Annotated in this window: 8 protein-coding genes (1 of these 8 only partly in view); 4 read left to right on the top strand and 4 right to left on the bottom strand. The window is 46.0% G+C overall.

The window, feature by feature from the left end:
- Positions 1–213, bottom strand: a complete 213-nt coding sequence (locus J4227_04665) for a hypothetical protein (GenBank protein MBS3109793.1) — start codon at positions 211–213, stop codon at positions 1–3.
- 42 nt (positions 214–255) lie between these two features.
- Entirely contained in the window at positions 256–669 is a 414-nt protein-coding gene (locus tag J4227_04660) for a hypothetical protein (GenBank protein MBS3109792.1), read from the bottom strand.
- A gap of 164 nt (positions 670–833) precedes the next feature.
- Between J4227_04660 and J4227_04655 the strand changes: the two genes are divergently transcribed.
- From J4227_04655 to J4227_04645, 3 genes are read left to right on the top strand one after another with little or no spacing between them, the layout of a single operon-like run.
- Positions 834–1,220 (top strand): hypothetical protein, encoded by a 387-nt coding sequence (locus J4227_04655; protein MBS3109791.1) that lies wholly within the window; start codon positions 834–836, stop codon positions 1,218–1,220.
- A 4-nt stretch (positions 1,221–1,224) separates the two neighbouring features.
- On the top strand, positions 1,225–1,527 hold the full coding sequence (locus tag J4227_04650; protein MBS3109790.1) for a hypothetical protein: 303 nt from the start codon (positions 1,225–1,227) through the stop codon (positions 1,525–1,527).
- Positions 1,460–3,454 (top strand): hypothetical protein, encoded by a 1,995-nt coding sequence (locus tag J4227_04645; protein ID MBS3109789.1) that lies wholly within the window; start codon positions 1,460–1,462, stop codon positions 3,452–3,454. The genes J4227_04650 and J4227_04645 overlap by 68 nt, the downstream gene beginning before the upstream one ends.
- A gap of 10 nt (positions 3,455–3,464) precedes the next feature.
- Here the strand turns inward: J4227_04645 and J4227_04640 are convergent, their stop codons facing one another.
- Positions 3,465–3,818, bottom strand: coding sequence for a hypothetical protein (locus J4227_04640; GenBank protein ID MBS3109788.1), 354 nt, complete (start codon positions 3,816–3,818; stop codon positions 3,465–3,467).
- A 95-nt stretch (positions 3,819–3,913) separates the two neighbouring features.
- Here J4227_04640 and J4227_04635 point away from each other — a divergent pair, with 95 nt between their 5' ends.
- Positions 3,914–4,483 (top strand): hypothetical protein, encoded by a 570-nt coding sequence (locus J4227_04635; GenBank protein ID MBS3109787.1) that lies wholly within the window; start codon positions 3,914–3,916, stop codon positions 4,481–4,483.
- A 106-nt stretch (positions 4,484–4,589) separates the two neighbouring features.
- On the opposite strand, the gene J4227_04630 is transcribed toward J4227_04635, so the two are convergent.
- Positions 4,590–20,627: the 3' portion of a VCBS repeat-containing protein gene (locus J4227_04630; GenBank protein MBS3109786.1), read on the bottom strand. It continues 15,975 nt past the right edge of the window; 16,038 of the gene's 32,013 nt are visible here — the last part of the coding sequence; its start codon lies off the right edge, out of view; it ends in the stop codon at positions 4,590–4,592.

The raw sequence follows: 20,627 nt of genomic DNA, 5'->3' as shown, positions 1-20,627 counted from the left end.
TCATAATCCAATAAAAATCACTTCTTCTTTTTTCTCCCATAATAATGATGCACATGCACTTCCTTTGCGGGGGCAGGTAGTATTATCCCAAAGAGCAGGAAAAAATGACAATATGATCAACGGCACGCCAATTACAATCCCAATGATGCTTATGGTAAATGCAATGCCGAAAAAGAATGTTACCAGGGCGCCGATGAGCCAGGAGGTTCTCATAAGAATATTAGAAACTTAGGACTATTTAACCTTTTGCCGGTGTTACACAGTTTTCCCGTCAGAAACATCAGGGCATTCGCCTTCTGTATAGTAGCCGACGTTTTCATCAGCACAGGCCATGCATTTGTTGCCATATTCCATTGCACACGGATACTTGGCGCAGATAATGTTTTCATTGAACCAGCCGCAGACAGGCACATACTCTAATGTGCAGGCTTCGGGCCTGTCTGTTGCATCGCATTCGATCGCTTTAAGCTTCTCGCCCGTTGGAGTCGGAACATCCACTGTTGTGATTTCAGGGCATGGATAGAATTCACAATTATTATTCGGGTCCCGGATAACAAAAGAGCCGTCAGGGCATTCTCTTGCATCTTCTGTGCAGACAACCTGCTCTGGCTGCTTAACACAGCCGGATAAAACAATAATGAGCGCCAGAAGGAAAATTGCCGTTTTCATACATTCATTACAGCAAGGCTTGTATTTAAAGATATTTAATTATTTAGGATATTAAGTTTTTTCGAAAGTTCACTCCCCACTAGACATCCTGGCGCGGGATTATTAAAGTTCGCCAGTATTCTTTTTTCATGCCATTAATAGGGATTAGATGCAGTTCTAGAGAAATGGACAGGAAACTGCTGCTGCATGCATTTGACAGCCTGCCCTGCCTGGTGATAGACTGCGCCAATGCTGCAAACCCGCACGCCCTGTTTCCTGATGCGCCGTTGGAAAAGTTCAACAGCGTTTACATAATAGAGGTTGAGATGCTTTACAAATTTAGGGACGTCCTTAAGCGCCTTTTCGGGATGGCAAAGAAAACAGGGGCGGAAACGGTCATCATAACGTCGTTCAGGCATCTTTTTAATTACCAGGATGAGATAGAGAATGCAAACATCTACGAGCAGTGCTGGAGAATCATGAAAAAGGCCGGGACAAAATGCAGGATAATTGTCAGTGTTCATCAGAGCCAGGAAAAGATGGCAAGGAAGTACTGTGACTTTTTGGGGTGAAATAATGGGGCACACGGTTTGGAGCCAAAGGATGATGGTTGACATCATGCTGGCCGAGCTCAGGGAATTTGGGAAAGCGCTGAAAGAGGAAGACAGGATAATCTATGAAAAGATACTCAAAAAGCCGTTGAGGCACGTAGGCAGCATTGCATACGCCAACAGTGTGCATGTCTGGGCGTTCTGCCTTTTGTCAATAATACTGGAACAGGAGAAAAGGATTAAGGAGATGGAGACAATTCATGAAAGCATTCCTCATGGACGCGTACAGGAACGGGAACTGGATAGCATTGTGGCTGAAGACGCCTGAAAGTGATTTCAGGATTAATGTGCCGTTCAAGGTTTCAATATTTGCGCACGAAAAAGCTAAAACCTTCCTGGATAAAAACAACATCTGCAACTTTGCTGTAAAAAAACAAACTTACCTCAGGAAATGGAAAGAAGTTTTGGAAATACCTGTGCCGGGCATTGCGCATTTTGAAAGGTTTGTCAGGTTTATAGAAAGTGGAACAGCACATGGAGTCCCGCTTTACAACGCTGATGTCGCGCCTGAGCAGATGTTCCTTTACAAAAATAATCTCACGCCGTGCAGTGCCGTTGAAGTCAGAAACGGAAGAATCTATCAGATTGAAGATGACCACGGCCCTACACTGACAAAGCTCGTTGCTGAAAAAGTTGACAAAGGGTTGTTCATGCGCCGCCTGGGATCAGACAATCCTGATGTCATCATTATGGACAGGGCTTTTGCAAGGTTGCCTGAGCTTGCAGAAAAATATCCTTCTGCGAATTTCCACAGGTGGGACTCTGTTCCGATAAAATACAAAGGTGGGAAAACCTATTTCAGCTATGGCATTGTGCGCTACCAGGATTTTGCAATTAGACTGCATGGAAGATTTCTTGTGGATTCCTCAGCCATGGTGGGCAGTGAGTGCGACGTTGATGCGATAATGGAATTATGCAGGCTTTCAGGCACGCCATTCCAGAAAGTTGCTTCAAGGAGCTTTGGGACTGTTTTCCAGTCTGCGCTGGTAAAGCAGATGATACAAAATGATTTTCTCGTGCCCTACAAGGAAAAGCCGATTGAAAAGCCGCTGAACATGTTTGATTTTATGAAAGCGGACAGGGCAGGAATGTACCTTGACCCTAAACTTGGGTTTCAAAAGGATGTTGCAGAGATTGATTTTGCAAGCATGTTTCCTTGGCTGATTTACAACCACAACATCAGCGCTGACATGATTTTATGTGATGAAGGGCCATTTGAGAAAGTGCCGAATCTTCCAATAAAAATTTCAGTCAGGCACAAGGGATTAGGACCGATTGCAATTAAGCCGTTGCTGGACAAAAGAATGGAATACAAGAGAAATCCCACTGCAATCAACAAGGCAAGGGCTGTAGGCTTGAAATGGGTTTTGGTTTCGAGCTATGGCTATCTAAGATTCAGGGAATTTAAGCTCGGACTGCCAACAGCCCATCAGGCAATAAGCTCGTACGCAAGGGAAACGCTGTTGAACTCCATGAGACTCGCAGAGGAGCATGGCTTTGAGGTTATTCATGGCATTGTTGACTCGCTTTATATCAGGAAAAAAAGAATTGATGAAAATATTGTAAAAGAATTTTGCAGAGAGCTTGAGATAATGACCGGAATTCCTGTAAGCTTTGAGGGAATTTTCAAGTGGATTGTTTTTCTTTCAGGGGTAAATGACATTGACAGGGCAATTCCTGCACGGTATTATGGGGTTTTTAAAAGCGGGGCAATTAAGGCGAGAGGGATTGAGGTAAGGCAAAGCTCTTCGCCATTGATAATAAGATATTACCAGCAGAAAGTGATAGAGCGAATGTCAGGATGCAACAATGAAAATGAGATCAAGGAAATGATCCCTGGAATCCTGGGAGAAATGCACAAAACAGTTCACAAGCTGGAAAAAGTGGACAAGGAATGGCTGGTCTGCAAGACGAGAATAAGCAAAACTGACTACAAGCATAACATTCCGCAGAAGAATGTTGTGAAAAGCCTGGAACGTAAAGGCGTCAAGGCAATGCCAGGTCAAATAATAAGATACATCCATTCTGCTAAAGGAGCTGTGCTGATTGAAGATTATGACGGGAAGCCGGACATGGAATATTATTCTAAGCTCATGGCAAGGGCATTGTATGTGCTTTTACAGCCTTTTGGCACGGAAAGAAAAGATATTGAAGAGCTTGTAAAGTGTGAACAGCAGATGAAATTGAAAAAATAATGTTAAAAATTTATGTCCGGGCACTGTCAACATACTGGCAACTATAATCGCCGCATGGTGGCTTGTCTCCATCAACATAAAGGCAAATCATGTTGCCGTTCTTTGCACACTGCGCATCGCACCATTCAACACAGTCTTTATACTTTACTTTGCCGCCTGCCATTGCAAATCCAGCTAAATCATTTCCAGAATTAAATCCTGCAGAAATCATCCCTACGAACGTCACTGCCAACAATCCATATGCAAAATAAGCAACAAATCTCTTATGATCATGTGTGTGGTCTTCCATAGGATCACGCTCCGGTATAGCTTGCTGCGAATTAGTATTTAAAATTTTTGATGCCACTTTTAGATTTATTTTCATATATAAAACATATATTTATCCCTAATTTGTCATTCCTGCTAGGTGGTTACAAAAAGCAAAAGTTTATATAGAAGATGTGCTCTTGACATTGTAACATGATGATCCTAAACCCGCAGTACACAATTGAAACCGACGTTGACAGGCTCAAGAGCCTTGTGGACGAAAAAGGGGAACTTTCCTTCAAGGACGCTGCTCTCAAGCTTAAAGTCAGCCCGGATGTCATTACCGAATGGGCTTTGATACTGGAAGACAAAGGGGTTCTGCATATAGATTATAGTTTTCTGAGCTCTTACATGGTCAGCAGGAAAAGAAAAACATCTCTGAAAGCGTCTCTGCAAATTGAAAAGGGCAAGGCCGTTAACGAGCCAAAGGAATTTCCTAAAATCTATGGCAAAAGCCGCAAATTATCCAATGCCATGCTGGGCGTGGCACGGCTGCAATTATGGATTCTAAACGCATTCACGGGCGGAAATGGCATTAAAACAGCATCGCAAAGACAGAAAGGCAAGGCAAGAATCAGGAGTGTCAGTGCCAAGGTTGTTGCCGAAAAAGCAAAGAAGATAAGCCAGCATGACAACGGGCCTCACTTAATACATGACCTGACAAAGGCCGGAGTTTCTGATTTTAGGGCGTCGCAGACAAAGATCGGGGATTTTTCAGTTTAAGTTTCAACTCAACCTTTCTCTATTCTTGGGCATTACCGGTTTAAACATTATAGCATTTAGAGTCAAGAGTTAGTATTATGGGCCTTATAGGCCAATGGTTGAATTCTTAGGGCTTCATAGTCAGGACAAGCTTTGGAGCATAGTCCATATTTCCCACTGATTGGGCGCCTTCCTTTGAATAATATGTAACGTTGCCATTATTGGATGTGCCCGTCTTGAAAAGGGTGTAGCCTACACTCTTTGCATTTACTGACAGAGTTTTCAAATCTTTTGTTATGTTATAAACAACAATGCCGCTCATGTTGTTTGTATGCACATATCTCGAAATGACTGAAGCGTTATAATCTCCGCCATTCCATGCAAACCTGCAGTTTTGCTTGTTGTTGGATATGTCTGTATCATTGGCGCATGTCCAGGTCACTCCCATGCCAGTTCCTGAAATGGGCGGGCTTTGGCCCATTTTCCAGCCATTGCCTTCGGCGAATTCAGATAATAGCCTGTGGACCTCAATGGATCCGCCCCTGCCCCAATTATCATCCGCTCCTGCAATTGTGAAGACAAGGTAGCCTTCGGTGAGGTTGGACATGCTAATCTTGCTTATATTGAATTCAGTCAGCACGTTCATTCCGCCTCCTTTCTGGAAATACAGGATTGGATTGGCGCCTTCATTTCTTTGCTTGTCACCGTTCCTGATAAAGGCGTCTTTCAAGACTGTTATTGTCCTGGTATAATTGGGCACAACGACTGGCGCAGGAACAGTTATGTTAAGGGTTTCATAATCATGCAGTTCTCCGTCGCTAACGTTGAAGGTTACAATATGTGTGCCATAGCTTGCATTGTCCGGAGTCCACTGGAATAATCCAGATGATTCATTGAAGTAGTACGGGGATGGCAAGGTTCCGATGAACTGGAACGACAAAGCATCGAAGTCTGGGTCGCTCGCATTCAGCATAATGTCCAGTGTGCTGGAAGCATTGACTTCCTGGTTTCCTATTGGCTCCAGCACTGGTGGCCTGTTGACATTGAGGACTTCTATGTAACTTGATTTGTAGTCATAGAATTCACCATCGGTGACGCTGAAAAGCACATTGTAGATTCCTGCATCATTGAATGATGGCATCCAGTCGAACAATCCTGTCAGGTTATTGAAAGCATATGCACTTGGCAGGGATGCCTGTATGCCATAAATCAGCGTGTCATTATCCGGGTCACTGGCTGACAGCGCGATATTCAATGTCGCATTTTCATATACTGTGAAATTGCCTGGCTCTTCCAGGGCAGGCGGCAAATTATAAGTCAGCACAGTGATTAATGCAGTCTTTGCATCGCTGAGCAGACCATCTGTTGCTGTTACCAAAACAGTATAGACTCCTGTGTCCCCAATCATTGTTTGCCAGGTAAACTCATTAAGGAATGTCACAAATCTCGAATCATTTATGCTGTAAGCTATTGGATCCATATCCGGGTCTGAGGCATTTGCAAGCAATGTTACCAGTTCACCTTCATACACAGTTATATTGCTTAATGGCTCCAGCACCGGTGGCCTGTCAACACTTAAGACAGTCACAACTATTGTCTGCACAACTGTTGTGTCACCATCACTTACGATGAAGGTAAGCGTGAAGTTGCCAGTGTTCCACCTTCCAGGCTGCCACGTGAAGGCGCCTGACAGCTCATTGAACAAATATGTGCCAGGCAAAGTGGAATTGAATTCAAGTGTTAAGGTGTCATTATCCGGGTCTGATATGATTATCAAAAGTTCAAGTGTTCCATTCTCATCCACTGTCTGGTTGCCCAATATCATCATCTCAGGGGGCCTGTTGAAGTCAAGCACAGTGATTTGTGCCACCTGCTCGTCAGTCAGTCCCATCGTGTCATTCACAGTGAACAAAATATCATACACGCCGCTGGACTCGTAATCAGTCAGCCATTCAAATAGGCCAGTTATGCTGTTGAAGCTTCCAACTGAGGAGTTAGCGCTGAAAGACAGGGAATCATTTTCCGGGTCAGATGCATTGAGCTGGATGCTGACAACTTCGCCTTCAGTCACAGTCACATCTGAAATTGGCTCAAGTATTGGGGCATTGTTCGGCACGGCAGTTACTTCAATCATGAACTCCTGGACAGCAGATTTACCCTGGCCATCATCAACTTCTATGGAAACCCAATAACTGCCAATGCCTTCTGAGACCCATTCGAACAGGCCTGTTGTGCTGTTTATTGCCATGCCTGCGGAGCCAAGCAATAATGTGTAAGTCAGTGTATCATTGTCAGGGTCTGTCGCTTCCACCTGATATGTATATGGTGAATAGGGGTAGACAGAGGTGATTGGTGTGGAAGTAATTACAGGCTCCCGATCCACATTGAATATGAACAGGTTGAAGATGCTATAATCTGAAAGCATGCCATCTGAAGCAGTTGCCTGCAATGAATAAGTGCCCATTTGATCGAAATCAGCATAGAAGCTGAATTCATTGCCAACGCCAAAGAACCTGCTGTCATTCAAAGTGTAAATCAGCAAGTCACCGTCTGGGTCAGTGGCATTAAGGGTTATGTTGATTGTGCTGTTTTCATAGCCATAAACATCATCCACCTGATTCAGTACCGGCGGCCTGTTGACATTGTAAATATATACAGTTGCTGTCTGGGTTGCAAAATACTCGCCATCTGTAACAGTCATGTTTACTAGCATAATTCCTGCATCATCATAGCCAGTTATCCAGGCAAATGTTGTGCTATTGGCATTCAATGATTCCAAAACAAACCGGATGTCGCTTGAGGAAACCAAGAGCAGGTTATCATCATTGGCAACAATATTTTCGTTATCCGGGTCGCCGAAACTGGCTGAAATCCTGGCCGTGTCTGACTCATTCACATAAACGGTGTCAAAGACCAGGCTAATCTGCGGTGGCCTGTTGAGGTTTAGCACCTGGATATTGGCAGGCTTCCCTGATGTGAGGTCGCCGTCAGTTGCATTGAACATTACAGTGTAGTTGCCTGAATCATCATATAAGGGCATCCACTGCAATACTCCAGTCGACTCGTTGAAGGCAACAGTACCCGGCAGGACAGAGAATGCATCCGTGCCATAGATTATTGTGTCATTGTTAGGATCTACTGCAATCAGGCTTATTGTTACATTGTCATTCTCATGGACAACAGTATCTGGGATATCATCCAGTACAGGAGCCACATTTCCATCACTGACTATAGTCAGCACAAAGGACTGTATTGTCTCCAGGATGCCATCGCTTACTATGACTGTGATATTATAGTCACCAGGCAGCACTGATTCATTTACGATAAATGACCTGAAATTGGATAGCGGGTCGCCAGCCACATCAAATATGTCGGACAGGAAGGCGAAGCTTAGGCTCTGGTTCTCCTCAACCATGTATTGGATGACTTCCACTGTAACTGTGAACATGTCATAATCATAATATTCACCGTCAAAAACGCTTAGCATTATCTGAGTTGTTCCCTGTGAACCTGGCGGGTCGCATTTCAATGTGTGGCCATCCGCATCAATGTAGCAGTTTATTACACCAGAATCGCTCTGGCTTTCAATTGCGTAAACAAGCTCGGCATTGCTCTGCTCTGCATCAAAGCTGTGGTCAAACAGGTCAATGTCTGTGAAGGTTTCTATATTGAACAGGGCAGCATCCTCCAAGCCATACAGTTCAGGCGGTGTATTGAGATATAACAAGGTGAAATTGTAATAATCCTCAATTAGGGCGCTGTCCCTGTTTCTCAGCACACTGCCATTTGTGTCCACAGCTGCGAAATATACGGTGAAAGACCCATTCTTGTATGGCGATGAGATGGAATTCCACTCGAACAAAGAATCAAATTTCAGCTGGTTCTTGGAGCCCGGCAACAGCTTGACTGTTGCGTTGCTGCTATAAACATCTATCCAGGCGCCTGAGTCATCATATTTCACCTGCTGGAGCAGGATCACTGTTGTATTCTTCAGCTCATTATTCTTCAACTTGGACTCATCAGGAGTCTCAACATACACGCTGATATTGTCGCTTGAAAATGCAAACCCATCTGTGACAGTAACTTCCACAATTGCAGTCCCTAAGTTCACATTTGCCTGGATATCCAGCTGGCTGCCATTAAGCGCTGTAGCCAACAGGCCTGGATTTTCAATTACCTGGAATGAGTAGGACAGAGCATCGTTGTCAGGATCGATTCCAAATGAACTGAGGTTTATTGTTGTGGCCTGGCCTGGCTGCAGGCTTACATCTGGAAGATTCAATATATTTGGCAGGGCGTTTGGCACAATATGCTGGCCGCTGATTTGGTCAGCTTCCCAGCCGTCCGTGCAGGTTATGTTGAAATCCACTATGGACAGTGCAGGCAGGCTGTCGACAATATAGCTGGAAGACTGCCCAAGCGCATGTGCATTAAGTGCCATTGCATATGATGAGCCGCCAAATTCTACAGAGCATTGCACAGGCTGGCTGTTGTCATCATAATGTTCCACAGTTATTTCAAAAGCATGGTCAGTGCTGATATCAAAATAACCAAGGCCCGTTATTTCAGGCGCAGTATTCACAATCACCAAGGCATCCCTTAATTCACTGCCTGCATAGTACCTCAGGTGTCCTGTCTCAGCAAATGCCAGGGAAATATTTATTGATGGGATGCTTGGCACACAGGTGCCGGCTGTATCCTTGCAGTATTTTGTGCTTCCAATTATCTGGACCGGGTCCCCGCTTTGCAGCAGCTGGCCCTGGTAATCATCATATACTGTCATGTTTATGTCGAAATCTGCCAGCAATGGCACATTCAGGTTGTCTGTTGTCAGCAATTCATTTCCTTCAAGGTCAATTGAGCTTATGTAGGTAAATGTGTAATTGTTCAGTGGGTTCCTTGAAGCGTCTTCAGTTGTGACGCCGGGTATGCTGCAGACTGCAAATTTGCCTGAGACCGAGCATTCATCATCAAGCAGGTTATAAGTCCTGTCCTTGTTGAACCTGTAGGTTTCATCCTTGCCAAGCCTGACCTTCATTCCAAAGTCACCTTGCGCAGCAATCAGGAGCTTGCCATCATCAGTATTGTCAAGCCCGCCGGGGTTGTCCGGTGTTTCAGCTACGGAAAGGAGCTGCAGCTTGATTGGCGCTATATCTGAAATGTATTCTCCTTGCATTGGATTGGTTTCAGCTGCCATGCCTGACTCGTCAAAGACAAAGGCATACCACCCGTGCTCTTCATTGTCATACGCAGCCGGGAATTCGCACATTGGATTTTGCATGCTCCTGGCAGTGCACAAAGTATTGTCAGTGCAGCCATTCAAGTTTGCATTGGGAGTTGAGCAGACGAACAGGCTAATCACTTCCCTGTCCTGGTCATATGCATCTGCGCGCACTGTGACAGGCGAGCCACCCTTAACTGATGAGGCATCATCCACTGCCATGTTGAACACTGGTGATTTGTAGCCGGTTGATATTGGCAGGTCAATATCCGGCGCTGAAGTCAGGTCCACTTTTTGGCCATAATAGTAAACATCCTTCTTGGTCTTGACATTAAGGTACAATGAGTCAGCGAGGTCGAAATACTGCATTCCCAATGCTGAGTTCCCAAGCCCATCAGTCACAGCAAGGCCGAGCAGGTACCTTCCTAATTCCGAATCCGCTGCCTGGCCCGTTATTATCTTATTGAGCGCCGGCCCGGAAGCGATGCTTGCCACAGGCACAATTTCGCCTCCCTGCGCCAGGTAGGTAATCTCCTGGGTGAATGGCTCAGCATCCCTGCTGGCAATTCCGGCTATGATGGTGACATTTTCTCCGTAACCCTGCAACAACTCTGGCCGCAGGTATGAAATGACAGGCAGCGAATCGACCATGACTGTGAAATTGAGCAGGTTATTTGTCTCCGAAGTCTCAATTATATCATCATGATAATCTGCATAGACCACAAAGTCATACAGGCCGGCCAGCCTGGAAGTATCGAACATGATCTGATAGTCATCTGTACTGAATGGGTGCATTGTAACGGTCTGCAGGGTGAAATTTACCATCTCATTGGTGTCTTTCTTTATTGCAAAGGCTTTCAGGTCAAGCTCATCTGCGAACAATTCACCTGTGTTCTCAAGAGTGAAGTTTGCATGCAATGGCACGCCCTGGCTGGAATAATATGAGCATTTTCCGCGGCTGGCATTCCCGCAATCGCACAAGGTTTCATTCAGGTAGCACAATACATCATCCTGCTGGTACAATGAGAGATTGGTGAATATGATGTCGGAATAGCTTAGGTCAGTTGACCTGACAGGCACAAAATGCTTGAGTATTATGTCTGCCTGTGCATTGTAGGCATTGGATTTCAGCACAATAATATTGTCATCAGTCTTCACGAATTCGTTTCCAGTCAGGTCAAAGGCGCCATTTGTGAACGCGCTTACGCTCAGGCCGTTAATGTACATTGAAGAGGCACCGCCTATGACAAAGCCTATGCTTTGCACTGTGGTGTCTATCCATACATGCTTCCTGAAATAGAGCGCCTGCTCATTTGCGGCATTAAGGGGCACAACTCCCCAGCTTGAATCTTCAAGGAACCTGTTGTTGGCTGTGACATCATTGAAATTGGAGCCTCTCAGCCAATTGTTGTCGGACAGCTTTTCATTCCAGAGTCCTGACAACTGCAGTTTGGTATCATTGCTTACGGATACCGGGATATCGACATCAATTGCCAGCTCCTGGGTCTGCAGCGGCGGGATTATCATTGTGAATGTTTCGAGCGTATGCTCGCTGAGGTCGCTGAAGTCCACAGCATAAATCCTCAAATCAAAGTTCAGGGTCTTATTGGCATAGAAATTGGTGACACCAATCCTGGCCATCACATCTTCGCCCGGATAGACGCTAAATGGCTCGCGGCCTTCCACATTCATGGATTCCCTCATGCCAAAGACCATATAGAATGCTTCCTGCTCGGGTTCCACAACTTTTCCATATTCGTAAGTCTTGCCTGAATAAATCCTGGAGCCTGTGAGCGGCACAGGGCCTGTGATGCTGACAATATTTTGCTGTCCCGGCAGGATTCCGCCATTAACTGCCAAGGGGCTGTAACCTTTGTATGCATTGCCCTGGAATTCCTCATTGAAGTACAAAGTGGTGGTTTGGTCTCCTCCGAGTATAATTTCTGCCCTCGTTATATCAGATGGCAGGAATACTCTCTTCCTGTAATTGCTTGATGTTCCAGTTGGCAGGGTATCTCCCCAAACAGCTTCATTTGTCGGCTCTGCCAGTGTTGCCTGCAGTGAAGCCTCATGATCGCGTGCCCATAAGTTGTCCGGGAACTGGAAAGTCCTTTCAGCAGTTACCCTCATCTTTGAATCCAGAGGCACATCTGATGGGATTATTACCCTGTATGACACATCCCTGCTGCTGCTCGCTGCTATGACCCTTGGATTGGTATCTGTAAGCAGGTGTATTTTCTTGCCTGCCGGGCTTATAAGGTCAAATGTAAGGACATCCATTGTCAGGCTGTCATCATCATTATTCGTTACTGTAACATTGACTTCCTCTTCGTATTGCCTCCTGAGCAATCCGTCCACGCCAATTTTGACATCCTCCAGCACATATGCTGGCTTGATTGGCTCAACAACAGCATAATGCTGGTAGTCATAACCCACAACATCGTAGAGTATAACCTCATAATCCCTGTTTGGCCCAAACTGGTAAACGTCAAACTCATTATCCTGGCCCCTGAATAACAGGTCCAGGTTCGGTGTGTGCCCGACAATCACAGTATCGCAATTGGTTGTCCAGCCTGACTTCCATACCCCATTTATCCATGTGGTTATGCCGGATGGAGGCTCATAAAATTCAGGTGAGCAGGATTGGCTGCCAGTTTGCAGCTGTTCAGCCTTTACAATGCTGCTTGAAATCCAGATATGCTTGCGCAGGAAGGAGTCCCGCTTAGGCGGCCCTTTTCTCTGGCAATCATCGCCGCTGCAAACATCATAGTCCCAGCCTTGGTGCCCCCATAAAGTATCGTCAGCAAAGATTGTCTGGTTCTCTCCTGAAAGAGTGGTCGGGGGCAAATCCCCATAATATACCTGGCCGGACAGTATTCCATCACCTGCATTGCCGGAAAGCTCCCAAAGCGAAGCAACATTGCTCCTTCTCCATTGTGTTATGCCCTTCTCATCTGCCCAGCTTCTCTTTTCGATTGCAGAAACATAGAGTGATGCATTAATCGGCATTCCTTCAGGTATGTAAATCTTGTAGGTTCGCGATACTGCCCCGCCGGGGCCAATGCTGAAAGGTGTTGTGTCCGTGTACAGGTCTATTGTCCTTGAATTTGTGAACACGTCGAATTCATTCACTGTGGAGTTGAAGAAAAGTGTTGCATTTGTCCCGTTCAGGTCAGATGAATTTTGGCTGAAATTAAGGCCAAACTGACCAAAGTCAACTGAGACCTGGCCTGTTGGCTGGCCGCGGTCGAATACGGAAAATGCAATCCTGTTGATATTGAAGCTCCTTCTGTTGTTATTCACGATATAGACTTCGAAATCCTCAACATAGCCAGGCTTAAGCTCCATGCCAAATTTGTTCTTGAGCTGGATTTCTATTGGCGGCGTTTCCGGCTGGACGAGATTGAAGGAGTCAAGCCTCACATTCTGGTACTTGTAAATGTCACCTGAACCGCCCATCTTGACAACTGTATTAACCTCGCCAGGCTTAAGGCCTATCAATGGGCATGTTTGTTCAAGGCAGACAACAGTGTCTGTGAAAGAGTTGTTTTCGAACAGCCTGTATGAGCCGTCTATCTCATAAAGCGAGTCTGGCTCGGCGAATAACTGGAATACATTACCGCCAATGGAGGCATTGAGCTGATAAGGCGGCAAGCCCATGGTTCCCGCGATCTTGCGATATGGCGCACACTTGCCCTGCTCTGCCAGGAGGTATTCCCCACCAACCCAATTCTTTTTACTTGCAGTAAGGCCGACATAGGAGTCCAATGGCAGGTCAACTGGCAGGTTAATGTTGAATTCTTTTTCCAGGACTTCATAGGATTCCATCATGTCCGCGAAATCAACCATATCAACCAATAAGCACCTGTCACCAGATGGGACATTGATATTATTGAGGAATGGCCCCCATGTGTGCAATTCTGTGATCTTGCTATTGTCAGTCTTGTTGTACAAGCTTGCCTGGACCCTGTTTATGTAGATTGGATTTGGCGCAAGGTTGACAATTTGCCACTTAAATGGTTCATAGTATCCACGCCTTATGTCTATTTGGCCTGGCTTGTTCCATCCGGTCACCATTTCAATGATGCCATCTGAATCAATGTCAATTGCAGCCGGCCTGAAATCTGTCTTGTTGACAAGCAGCAGATTTAATTGGCTTAATTCGACTGGCAGCCAGGATGCATTGAATGTGCTGCTGTTCAGGTCCAATGTGCCTTCATTGAGATATGCATATATGTCATCAAATGAGCCAACAAGCAGGTCCAACTTGCCGTCGTTGTTGATATCCGCCAGGCTAGGCGCTGCATTGCCTGAGACTGTGATGTTGCCAAGCGCAAACTGATTTGGAGCAAAATAAGGCTGTGTGACATTCCCGATATTCTCATAAGCGACAAGCTGGCCAGTAATTGTTCCAACAACAAGGTCAAGGTCACCATCATTGTCCAGGTCACCAAGAGCTGGCGCAGCCCGGCCAGGCAATTCCAGGTTTGAAAGGTTGAAATCATAGGGTATCCAGACAAGCCTGTTCAGGGACTGGAAGCCGCCATAGCTTTCGTTGAACACTGAGACTACCACTCCCACTCTCTTGTATGCATTGACAAATCCATGCGTTGTTCCGACAAGCATATCCTGCTTTCCATCAGCATCCAGGTCGCCAAATGTGACATAGGACCTTGCTCCGGCATCAATCTCCTTAAGCAAGACTGTAGCATAATTGGTTCCGCCCAAGGTTACGCTGGATGATGATTGCGCATCAACATTTTCCCAATTGGATTCTTCAGTGAACAAAGGACCTTCAGAAGTCCCAGTATTCCTGAAAGACCGGATTTTGCCATCCAGGGAACCGACCAGGATATCTGTCAGGCCATCGCCATCATAGTCCACAAATACAGGAGCTGCATCATATTCAAATGATATATCGGCCAGTAGCGATGGCACGGCTGTCAAATCAAGTGACTGGTTGCCTGAAATGTTGCCCATTTCAAAAGTGTCTATGAAGTTTATGTCATATTCCACAGATAAGACATTGAATTCCATTGGCTTGCTGATTGGGATAACAGCTGTTGCAATGTTGTTGCTTTCATCTTCGTGCTTGATCACATCACTGTCATCTGCAATTATCTTAACATTGAGGAATTTCTTGTTCAGCGACAATGGAACCCTATAATAGAAGGTTTCGCCGATGCCTTGCTGTGCCAGCCTTGAAATCGTCCTTGTTTCCAGCAGCACGTCATCAATATAGATACTGACATTGAATGGCCCAGTCCTGATATGGCCAGAGTTGCTGATGCCGGCCTGTATAGCCACAAGGGAGTTGGGCAATGGGAACATCGGAGTGTATGTAATCCCGCCAACAGAAATCTCCTTCCATAGGAATACAGCGTATTGTTCGTTGTTATAGTCAGACTTTTCTCTAATCTTGCCTGGCATTGCAAGCTGCCAGCTGCCTATTGAAGGATTCTGCGCAAGGGACGCGCCTGATTCATCAAGGGTATACCAATCATTGACATCCTGCGTGGGTGAGGAACTTGCATTGAAGCCACCGAGCTCCAAGACATCAACTACATCAGCCACATTGTATATTCTGCTGACACCATCTGCCTTGAAATTGTAAATCCTGAGGATGTTCACAGGAGTTAAAGTATAATCAAAGTAGGTCTGGTTGAACTCCTGGTATGACCTCTTTGCCGTGACCCTGTAATTGTCTAGTATCTTAAAGACCCTGTAATCTGCATAAGCAGGCTGGGCCAGTGCGGGTGTGACTTGGAGGCTGTTGCCGCTGATATTTGTAATGATATGCCGATTATCAGTAAATACTGACGGTGTGGAAATTTCATTCTTGATGATTATGCTGTCCCCGACTGAAAGTAGGGCTGATGAATTAATATTCAGGGTGGATGAGCCAACATTCGAAAACAGTACAACTGAGGCAGCCAATTCAGTGTTATTTTCGATGGCCAGGGAAAGGCTGTTTCCGAATGTTCCTGCCATGACTGAAGTGAGCTTCAGGCGGTCTGTTGTGTTTATTATCGCTGTGCTTTGCACACCTGACTGGCCATAATCAACATAGGAATAGACAAGATGGTCGCCTTCCGACACATTTGTCCAATCATACTGCTCAAAATTGGCAATGCTTGAATGGTTTATTATTGTGTCATTGACTTTTGAAAGGACATAGCTGTCATTATTATCAAGATACAGAAGCACACTGAAATCCTTTGCATCATGCCCTCCCCCGTTCCATTTCTGGTAACTGAAGGAAATCAACTGGTCAGTGGGGTTCTGTATGCCCATCCCGGTGTTGCCGCCGTCTACTACGCCATGCAGGTGATGGTTGAGCTCAGCAGTGGATGGCAGGACTTCAAAGACACCGCTTCCATTTGGATAAAGGCCGAGGAACATGGCGTCATTTGCATGGTTGTAATCCCCGGACCCGACATTTGAAACCAAGGCGCTGATATTGTATTGTCCCTGCGACCTGAATTGGTTGTCGCCAAGCTGATAGGTAAAGGAAACTGTTGCGGTTTCATTAGGGCCCAGATTGCCAATATGCTTTGATGGATATGAAAATATGCTTAGAGAGCCTGTGCAAAGGGATGGATTGAAATACTGGCTCAATGGGTCGCAGCTCAATGAGAAGCTGTATGGGATATTACTTGTCCAACCCATGGTAAAAACATCAGCATAATAGCTGATATTGGGGCCAATATTCCTCACTGTGACATACAGCGTGTCCAATTCCCCTTCAATGGGCCTGTTGTTCTCGAAGTGCATTTCCTCCAAGACCAGGTCAGTGGCAGGGACAATCTGAATGCTCTCCGTGCGCTCATTGTTGCTGTAATCTGTTTCCTTGTCATCCAGGAAGGGGTTGACAATGGCTGTGACATTCAGTGCCCCGTCCAATGTGACAGGCGCATAGGCGCCGACATTAACAGTGCTCGAGCCCAAGCCAGCTATATTGAATACGGTATAATTCACCTGAGGCGTGCCGAATTTCACAGGCTCGCCGTTCAGCAATATCGTCAATTTTACTTTGTCGACATTGACGTTGCCATTATTATGCAAATGCGCCTGGACTGTCATGTACTCATTGGCAGTCAACGGCTCCTGATAACTGAAAGTGATATCCTGCACTGTATGGTCCGGCAGCCTTGTTTCTGAGTCCCGATAATCCCTGTCCAATTTGTATTTTGTCGGGTTTATGTTCTTGGCATTTGCAGTTATGTCGTTGAGATTTGTAACAGACCCGCTAAGGATATAGCTTGTCTTTGGCGTCTTGAACTCGCCTTCGAGCGTATAGTTGAGCTCAGTGATGGCAGTTACAGGAGTGAGATTGTCAATCATCATCCTATACTGGTACTTGAAGCTCTCCCTGCCCTTCATCTGCGTTGAGTGCGAGAAGATGTCAAACACATCTGTCACATAAAAGTTGTTGGACTTATTGTTCAATCCAAGCGTCCCAACTGCTGTTGTTGAATATTTTGATGTGCAGGAAAGCGGCTCAAACTGGTTCACTGGCCATTTTTTCTCGCACACGCTGTTCGGGAAACCGAACCAGAACTTGAAATTATGCGTGGCGTTGCTCTTCGGAGTGTCATAGAAATACATGTCCCCGAGGAAATCAACTTCATAGCCATCATCTGTCCATCTCAAGATTACATAGGATTTTTCCATGAAGGTCATTGTGCCGTTCCATTGCTCGTATAATTTTGGCTCCAATAGCGACCTAATATATGGGTTCTGTATCCAAGTGTCAACCAAGATTGGCCTGGACACTGCCGCGGCCTTGGACGCATCAAAGCCCGGCAGCCCGCCGAAAATGTCCACATTTTCTGGGTAAATCCTCTTCTTGATGCGTATTGTGTTCAGCAGCAAGGTTACATTGCCATCGTCGCCAACTGCAATCAGGTCAACATCATTGTCATTGTCATAATCGCCTGATGTGAGCCCCAGGGCATTCGGGACATTGCCAATCAGCAATGGGTCAACTGTCAGGCCGCTTGCCCTGCTGTAGAACAGGTTCACATTTCCGTCAAAGCCGATTGTGAACAAATCCAGCTTGTTGTCATAATCAATATCTGCCGAGGTCAATCCGTGGGCAAAAGAGCCAATATCTGCGAACAGGTAGCCAGTATACTTGTTGAGCACAGGCTCATAGACGATTTTTTCCAGCTGGCCGAGCCTGTCCCCTACAAAGATGTCAATCTTATTGTCGAGGTCATAATCCCCGGTTGTCAGCCCAAACGGCTGGTCCCTGGTTGTCAGAATCTGGAAAAGCACAAATGACTCATTGTCAATGTGCCCCGCGGTGCCGTTGTTCAGGAATGCATTTACATGGCCCTGCTGGTCCGAGACAATAATGTCAAAGAGATTGTCGTTGTCCAAATCAGTGAGCGCAATTCCGTATGCCTGGCCAGGCAGCTGCAGCACAGTAAGGTTTTCACCGGCCAAGGTGCCATTGGTATTGTTGAACATTATGACCTTGCCGCTTGCGGTGCCGACAAACAGCTCAGGGAAATCATCGAAATAAACATCAGCGCTTGCCATGCCCCATGAGGTTTCCCCCAAATCGAACAAGATGCTTGGAGTGAAGTTGACAGAGTTCAGCCTGTCATCCTGGACTGTTGTCCTGCCCTCATTGTGGTAGAAATACACTTTGCCGCTCTGGGTTCCCAAAATTACATCAGGCTTGAGGTCCCCATCAAAATTATTGGTTGTGACGCCCCTGATCTTTTCGCCTGGCTGCGGCGGAAGTATGCGCGGCGGGAATATGAGAATGTCCGGGATTTGTTCCGGTATGTATTCTGTCATCTGGCCGACTGCAAAATTGATGTTGTTGCTTGGGTCGGGATCAGCAGGCATATTGTCCGGATTTGCATATGCAATGATTGAATTGTTGCCATATAGCCCGGCTGTCTGCCAAATCATTGACACATTTATTGAAGATGATGCCGGGACATCCACATAAGTGAAATAAACCCTGTCTGTCAACGATATGTTATGGTTATAGAAGCTAATCCGGACATTTTCCGCATCAATAGGCTTAAGGTTCTGGATTACTGCTGTCACAAGCCTTGTCTCGCCGGACAGGATAGGCGTATTTGGCGAGATTGTGACCTGCTCCACGGCCAAATCAGGGCCATCAACATACAACAGGACGCTGGCAAGGTTATTGCTGTAATTCGACTCATAAATTTCTGATGCATTCTCAACCAGGACTGAAACATCCAGTGTGCCGGCAAATGAAGATGTATCCCATGTTATTTCTGCTGTGCTGCTGCTATTTGCTGAAAGATTCATCAGCGCCCTTCCGATAACAGCATTGCTTGCCTTGAATGTGACATTGAAATTAAGGGCGTCCTTCAGGCCAAGGTTTGAAACAAGCGCGCTGACCAAGATATCATTTCCTGTAATTGGCGTTGTGTTTGAAACATTAAAGGAAATACCCTCGGATTTCACTTCCAGGTCCGGGCCTGGAAGCACGTCCATCATGAAATATGACACTGCGCCATTGTCAGCATTGTCGGTTGCGCGCACTTCAATGCTGTAGCTGCCCGGCAGGGCAGGCCCCTTGAATGTGCCGGCAAAGAAGCCCTCATCGTCCACAAGCAGTGAGATGTTTGCAAAGGTGTAAGCTGTTGGAACCAAGGCTGTGGCACTGGCAATGCCGCTGGCATCTGTTGCATTGATTTTGATCGTAATGTAATTATTTGTGAACTCATTGCCTGTTGCGCTGCTGACTATCACAGGAGGCGTGCTGTCAATGCTGAATGAATCGGCCAAGTCAAAGGCAAATCCTGCACTGTCTATAACCGTAAGCCTCAAATCCAGATTGCTGCTGATTGTCTCATTTGACTCAAATTCAAATTGCCCCAGTCTCAGCCCGGCGGGCGACAATGTTATGTGGAACCTGGAGTCATTCATGGCCACGCCTGCAATGTTGCTGAATGTGCCATTTGCAAATCCGAATACCCTTCCATTCGGGCCAATTATCCTGCTTCCGACACCGAGCGCATTTTCAAAGTATGCAGTTGGCGGCGTATTATCAATTGAAAACGCATCGCTGAGATTTATGGCCTGATAAGTTCCATCTGTTGCCACAATCCTTATCTTGCTATAGCCATTCAGCAACGATGTGCCCCATAGCTGGGTTTCATTGATTGTTTCATTCTGCAGCGTGGAAAGTGTATTGATTGTTCCAATCAAATTCCACTGGCCCTGTGAGAAATACAGGCTGCTGTTCACTTCATATGGTGTTGCATATGAGAAAGGCTGCCAATAATAGACACTTGAATTGGCATAACCCTCCCCGTCATTATCCACACTGAACATGATTGGATAGGCGCCTGTTGGCGTATCAGCTGCCTTTGGCGAATTTAGCTTGACAACTGGCGGATCGTTGATTATATCGACATACTCGAGCTTGATTGGCGAGTAGCCAGTGTTGTTTGCTATGTCCTGCGCAGTTACAAATGCAGCAAATGTTTCCCCCTGGGACGCATCCCAGTCAAACTCAGCTGATGTGATGATGGCAGTAAATGTTGAAGAGCCAGTCATGAACTTGCCGATTGACAGATTGCCGGCTGAAACATTCAGGTAGACACTGGAGGTCGCGATACCCACTGCGTTATCCGTAATTGTGGTCGAAAAAGTCACGGCGTTGGTGTTTTCTGTGACATTTGCAGGAGTGATTGCAATAGGTGAAATATCCGGCCCGATTGTATCCTGCTCTATTGACAGTGTTTCGATAAATGCATTGTTTGCCGTATCTGTGTCATAGGGCATATCAGCAATGATTGTTATGTTATGGGCGCCATAACCAAGCCCTGCAAGATTCCATGAGAAAGTCCAATTGACTGAGGCTGGTCCTCCGGACCCCACGGGCAGCACAGGCAGATTCAATTGTGTCATGGCTAACTGGGTTCCAAATTCATTATACGCCCT

The sequence above is a fragment of the Candidatus Woesearchaeota archaeon genome, from assembly GCA_018303405.1.
In the GTDB taxonomy this organism is placed as follows: domain Archaea; phylum Nanobdellota; class Nanobdellia; order Woesearchaeales; family JABMPP01; genus JAGVYD01.
This window is presented reverse-complemented; position numbering and strand designations above follow the sequence as displayed.

Excerpts from the sequence above, each read along its gene's own strand:
- J4227_04665 (MBS3109793.1), bottom strand. The coding sequence starts at position 213 with ATGAGAACCTCCTGGCTCATCGGCGCCCTGGTAACATTCTTTTTCGGC.
- J4227_04660 (MBS3109792.1), bottom strand. The coding sequence starts at position 669 with ATGAAAACGGCAATTTTCCTTCTGGCGCTCATTATTGTTTTATCCGGC.
- J4227_04655 (MBS3109791.1), top strand. The coding sequence starts at position 834 with ATGGACAGGAAACTGCTGCTGCATGCATTTGACAGCCTGCCCTGCCTG.
- J4227_04650 (MBS3109790.1), top strand. The coding sequence starts at position 1,225 with ATGGGGCACACGGTTTGGAGCCAAAGGATGATGGTTGACATCATGCTG.
- J4227_04645 (MBS3109789.1), top strand. The coding sequence starts at position 1,460 with ATGAAAGCATTCCTCATGGACGCGTACAGGAACGGGAACTGGATAGCA.
- J4227_04640 (MBS3109788.1), bottom strand. The coding sequence starts at position 3,818 with ATGAAAATAAATCTAAAAGTGGCATCAAAAATTTTAAATACTAATTCG.
- J4227_04635 (MBS3109787.1), top strand. The coding sequence starts at position 3,914 with ATGATGATCCTAAACCCGCAGTACACAATTGAAACCGACGTTGACAGG.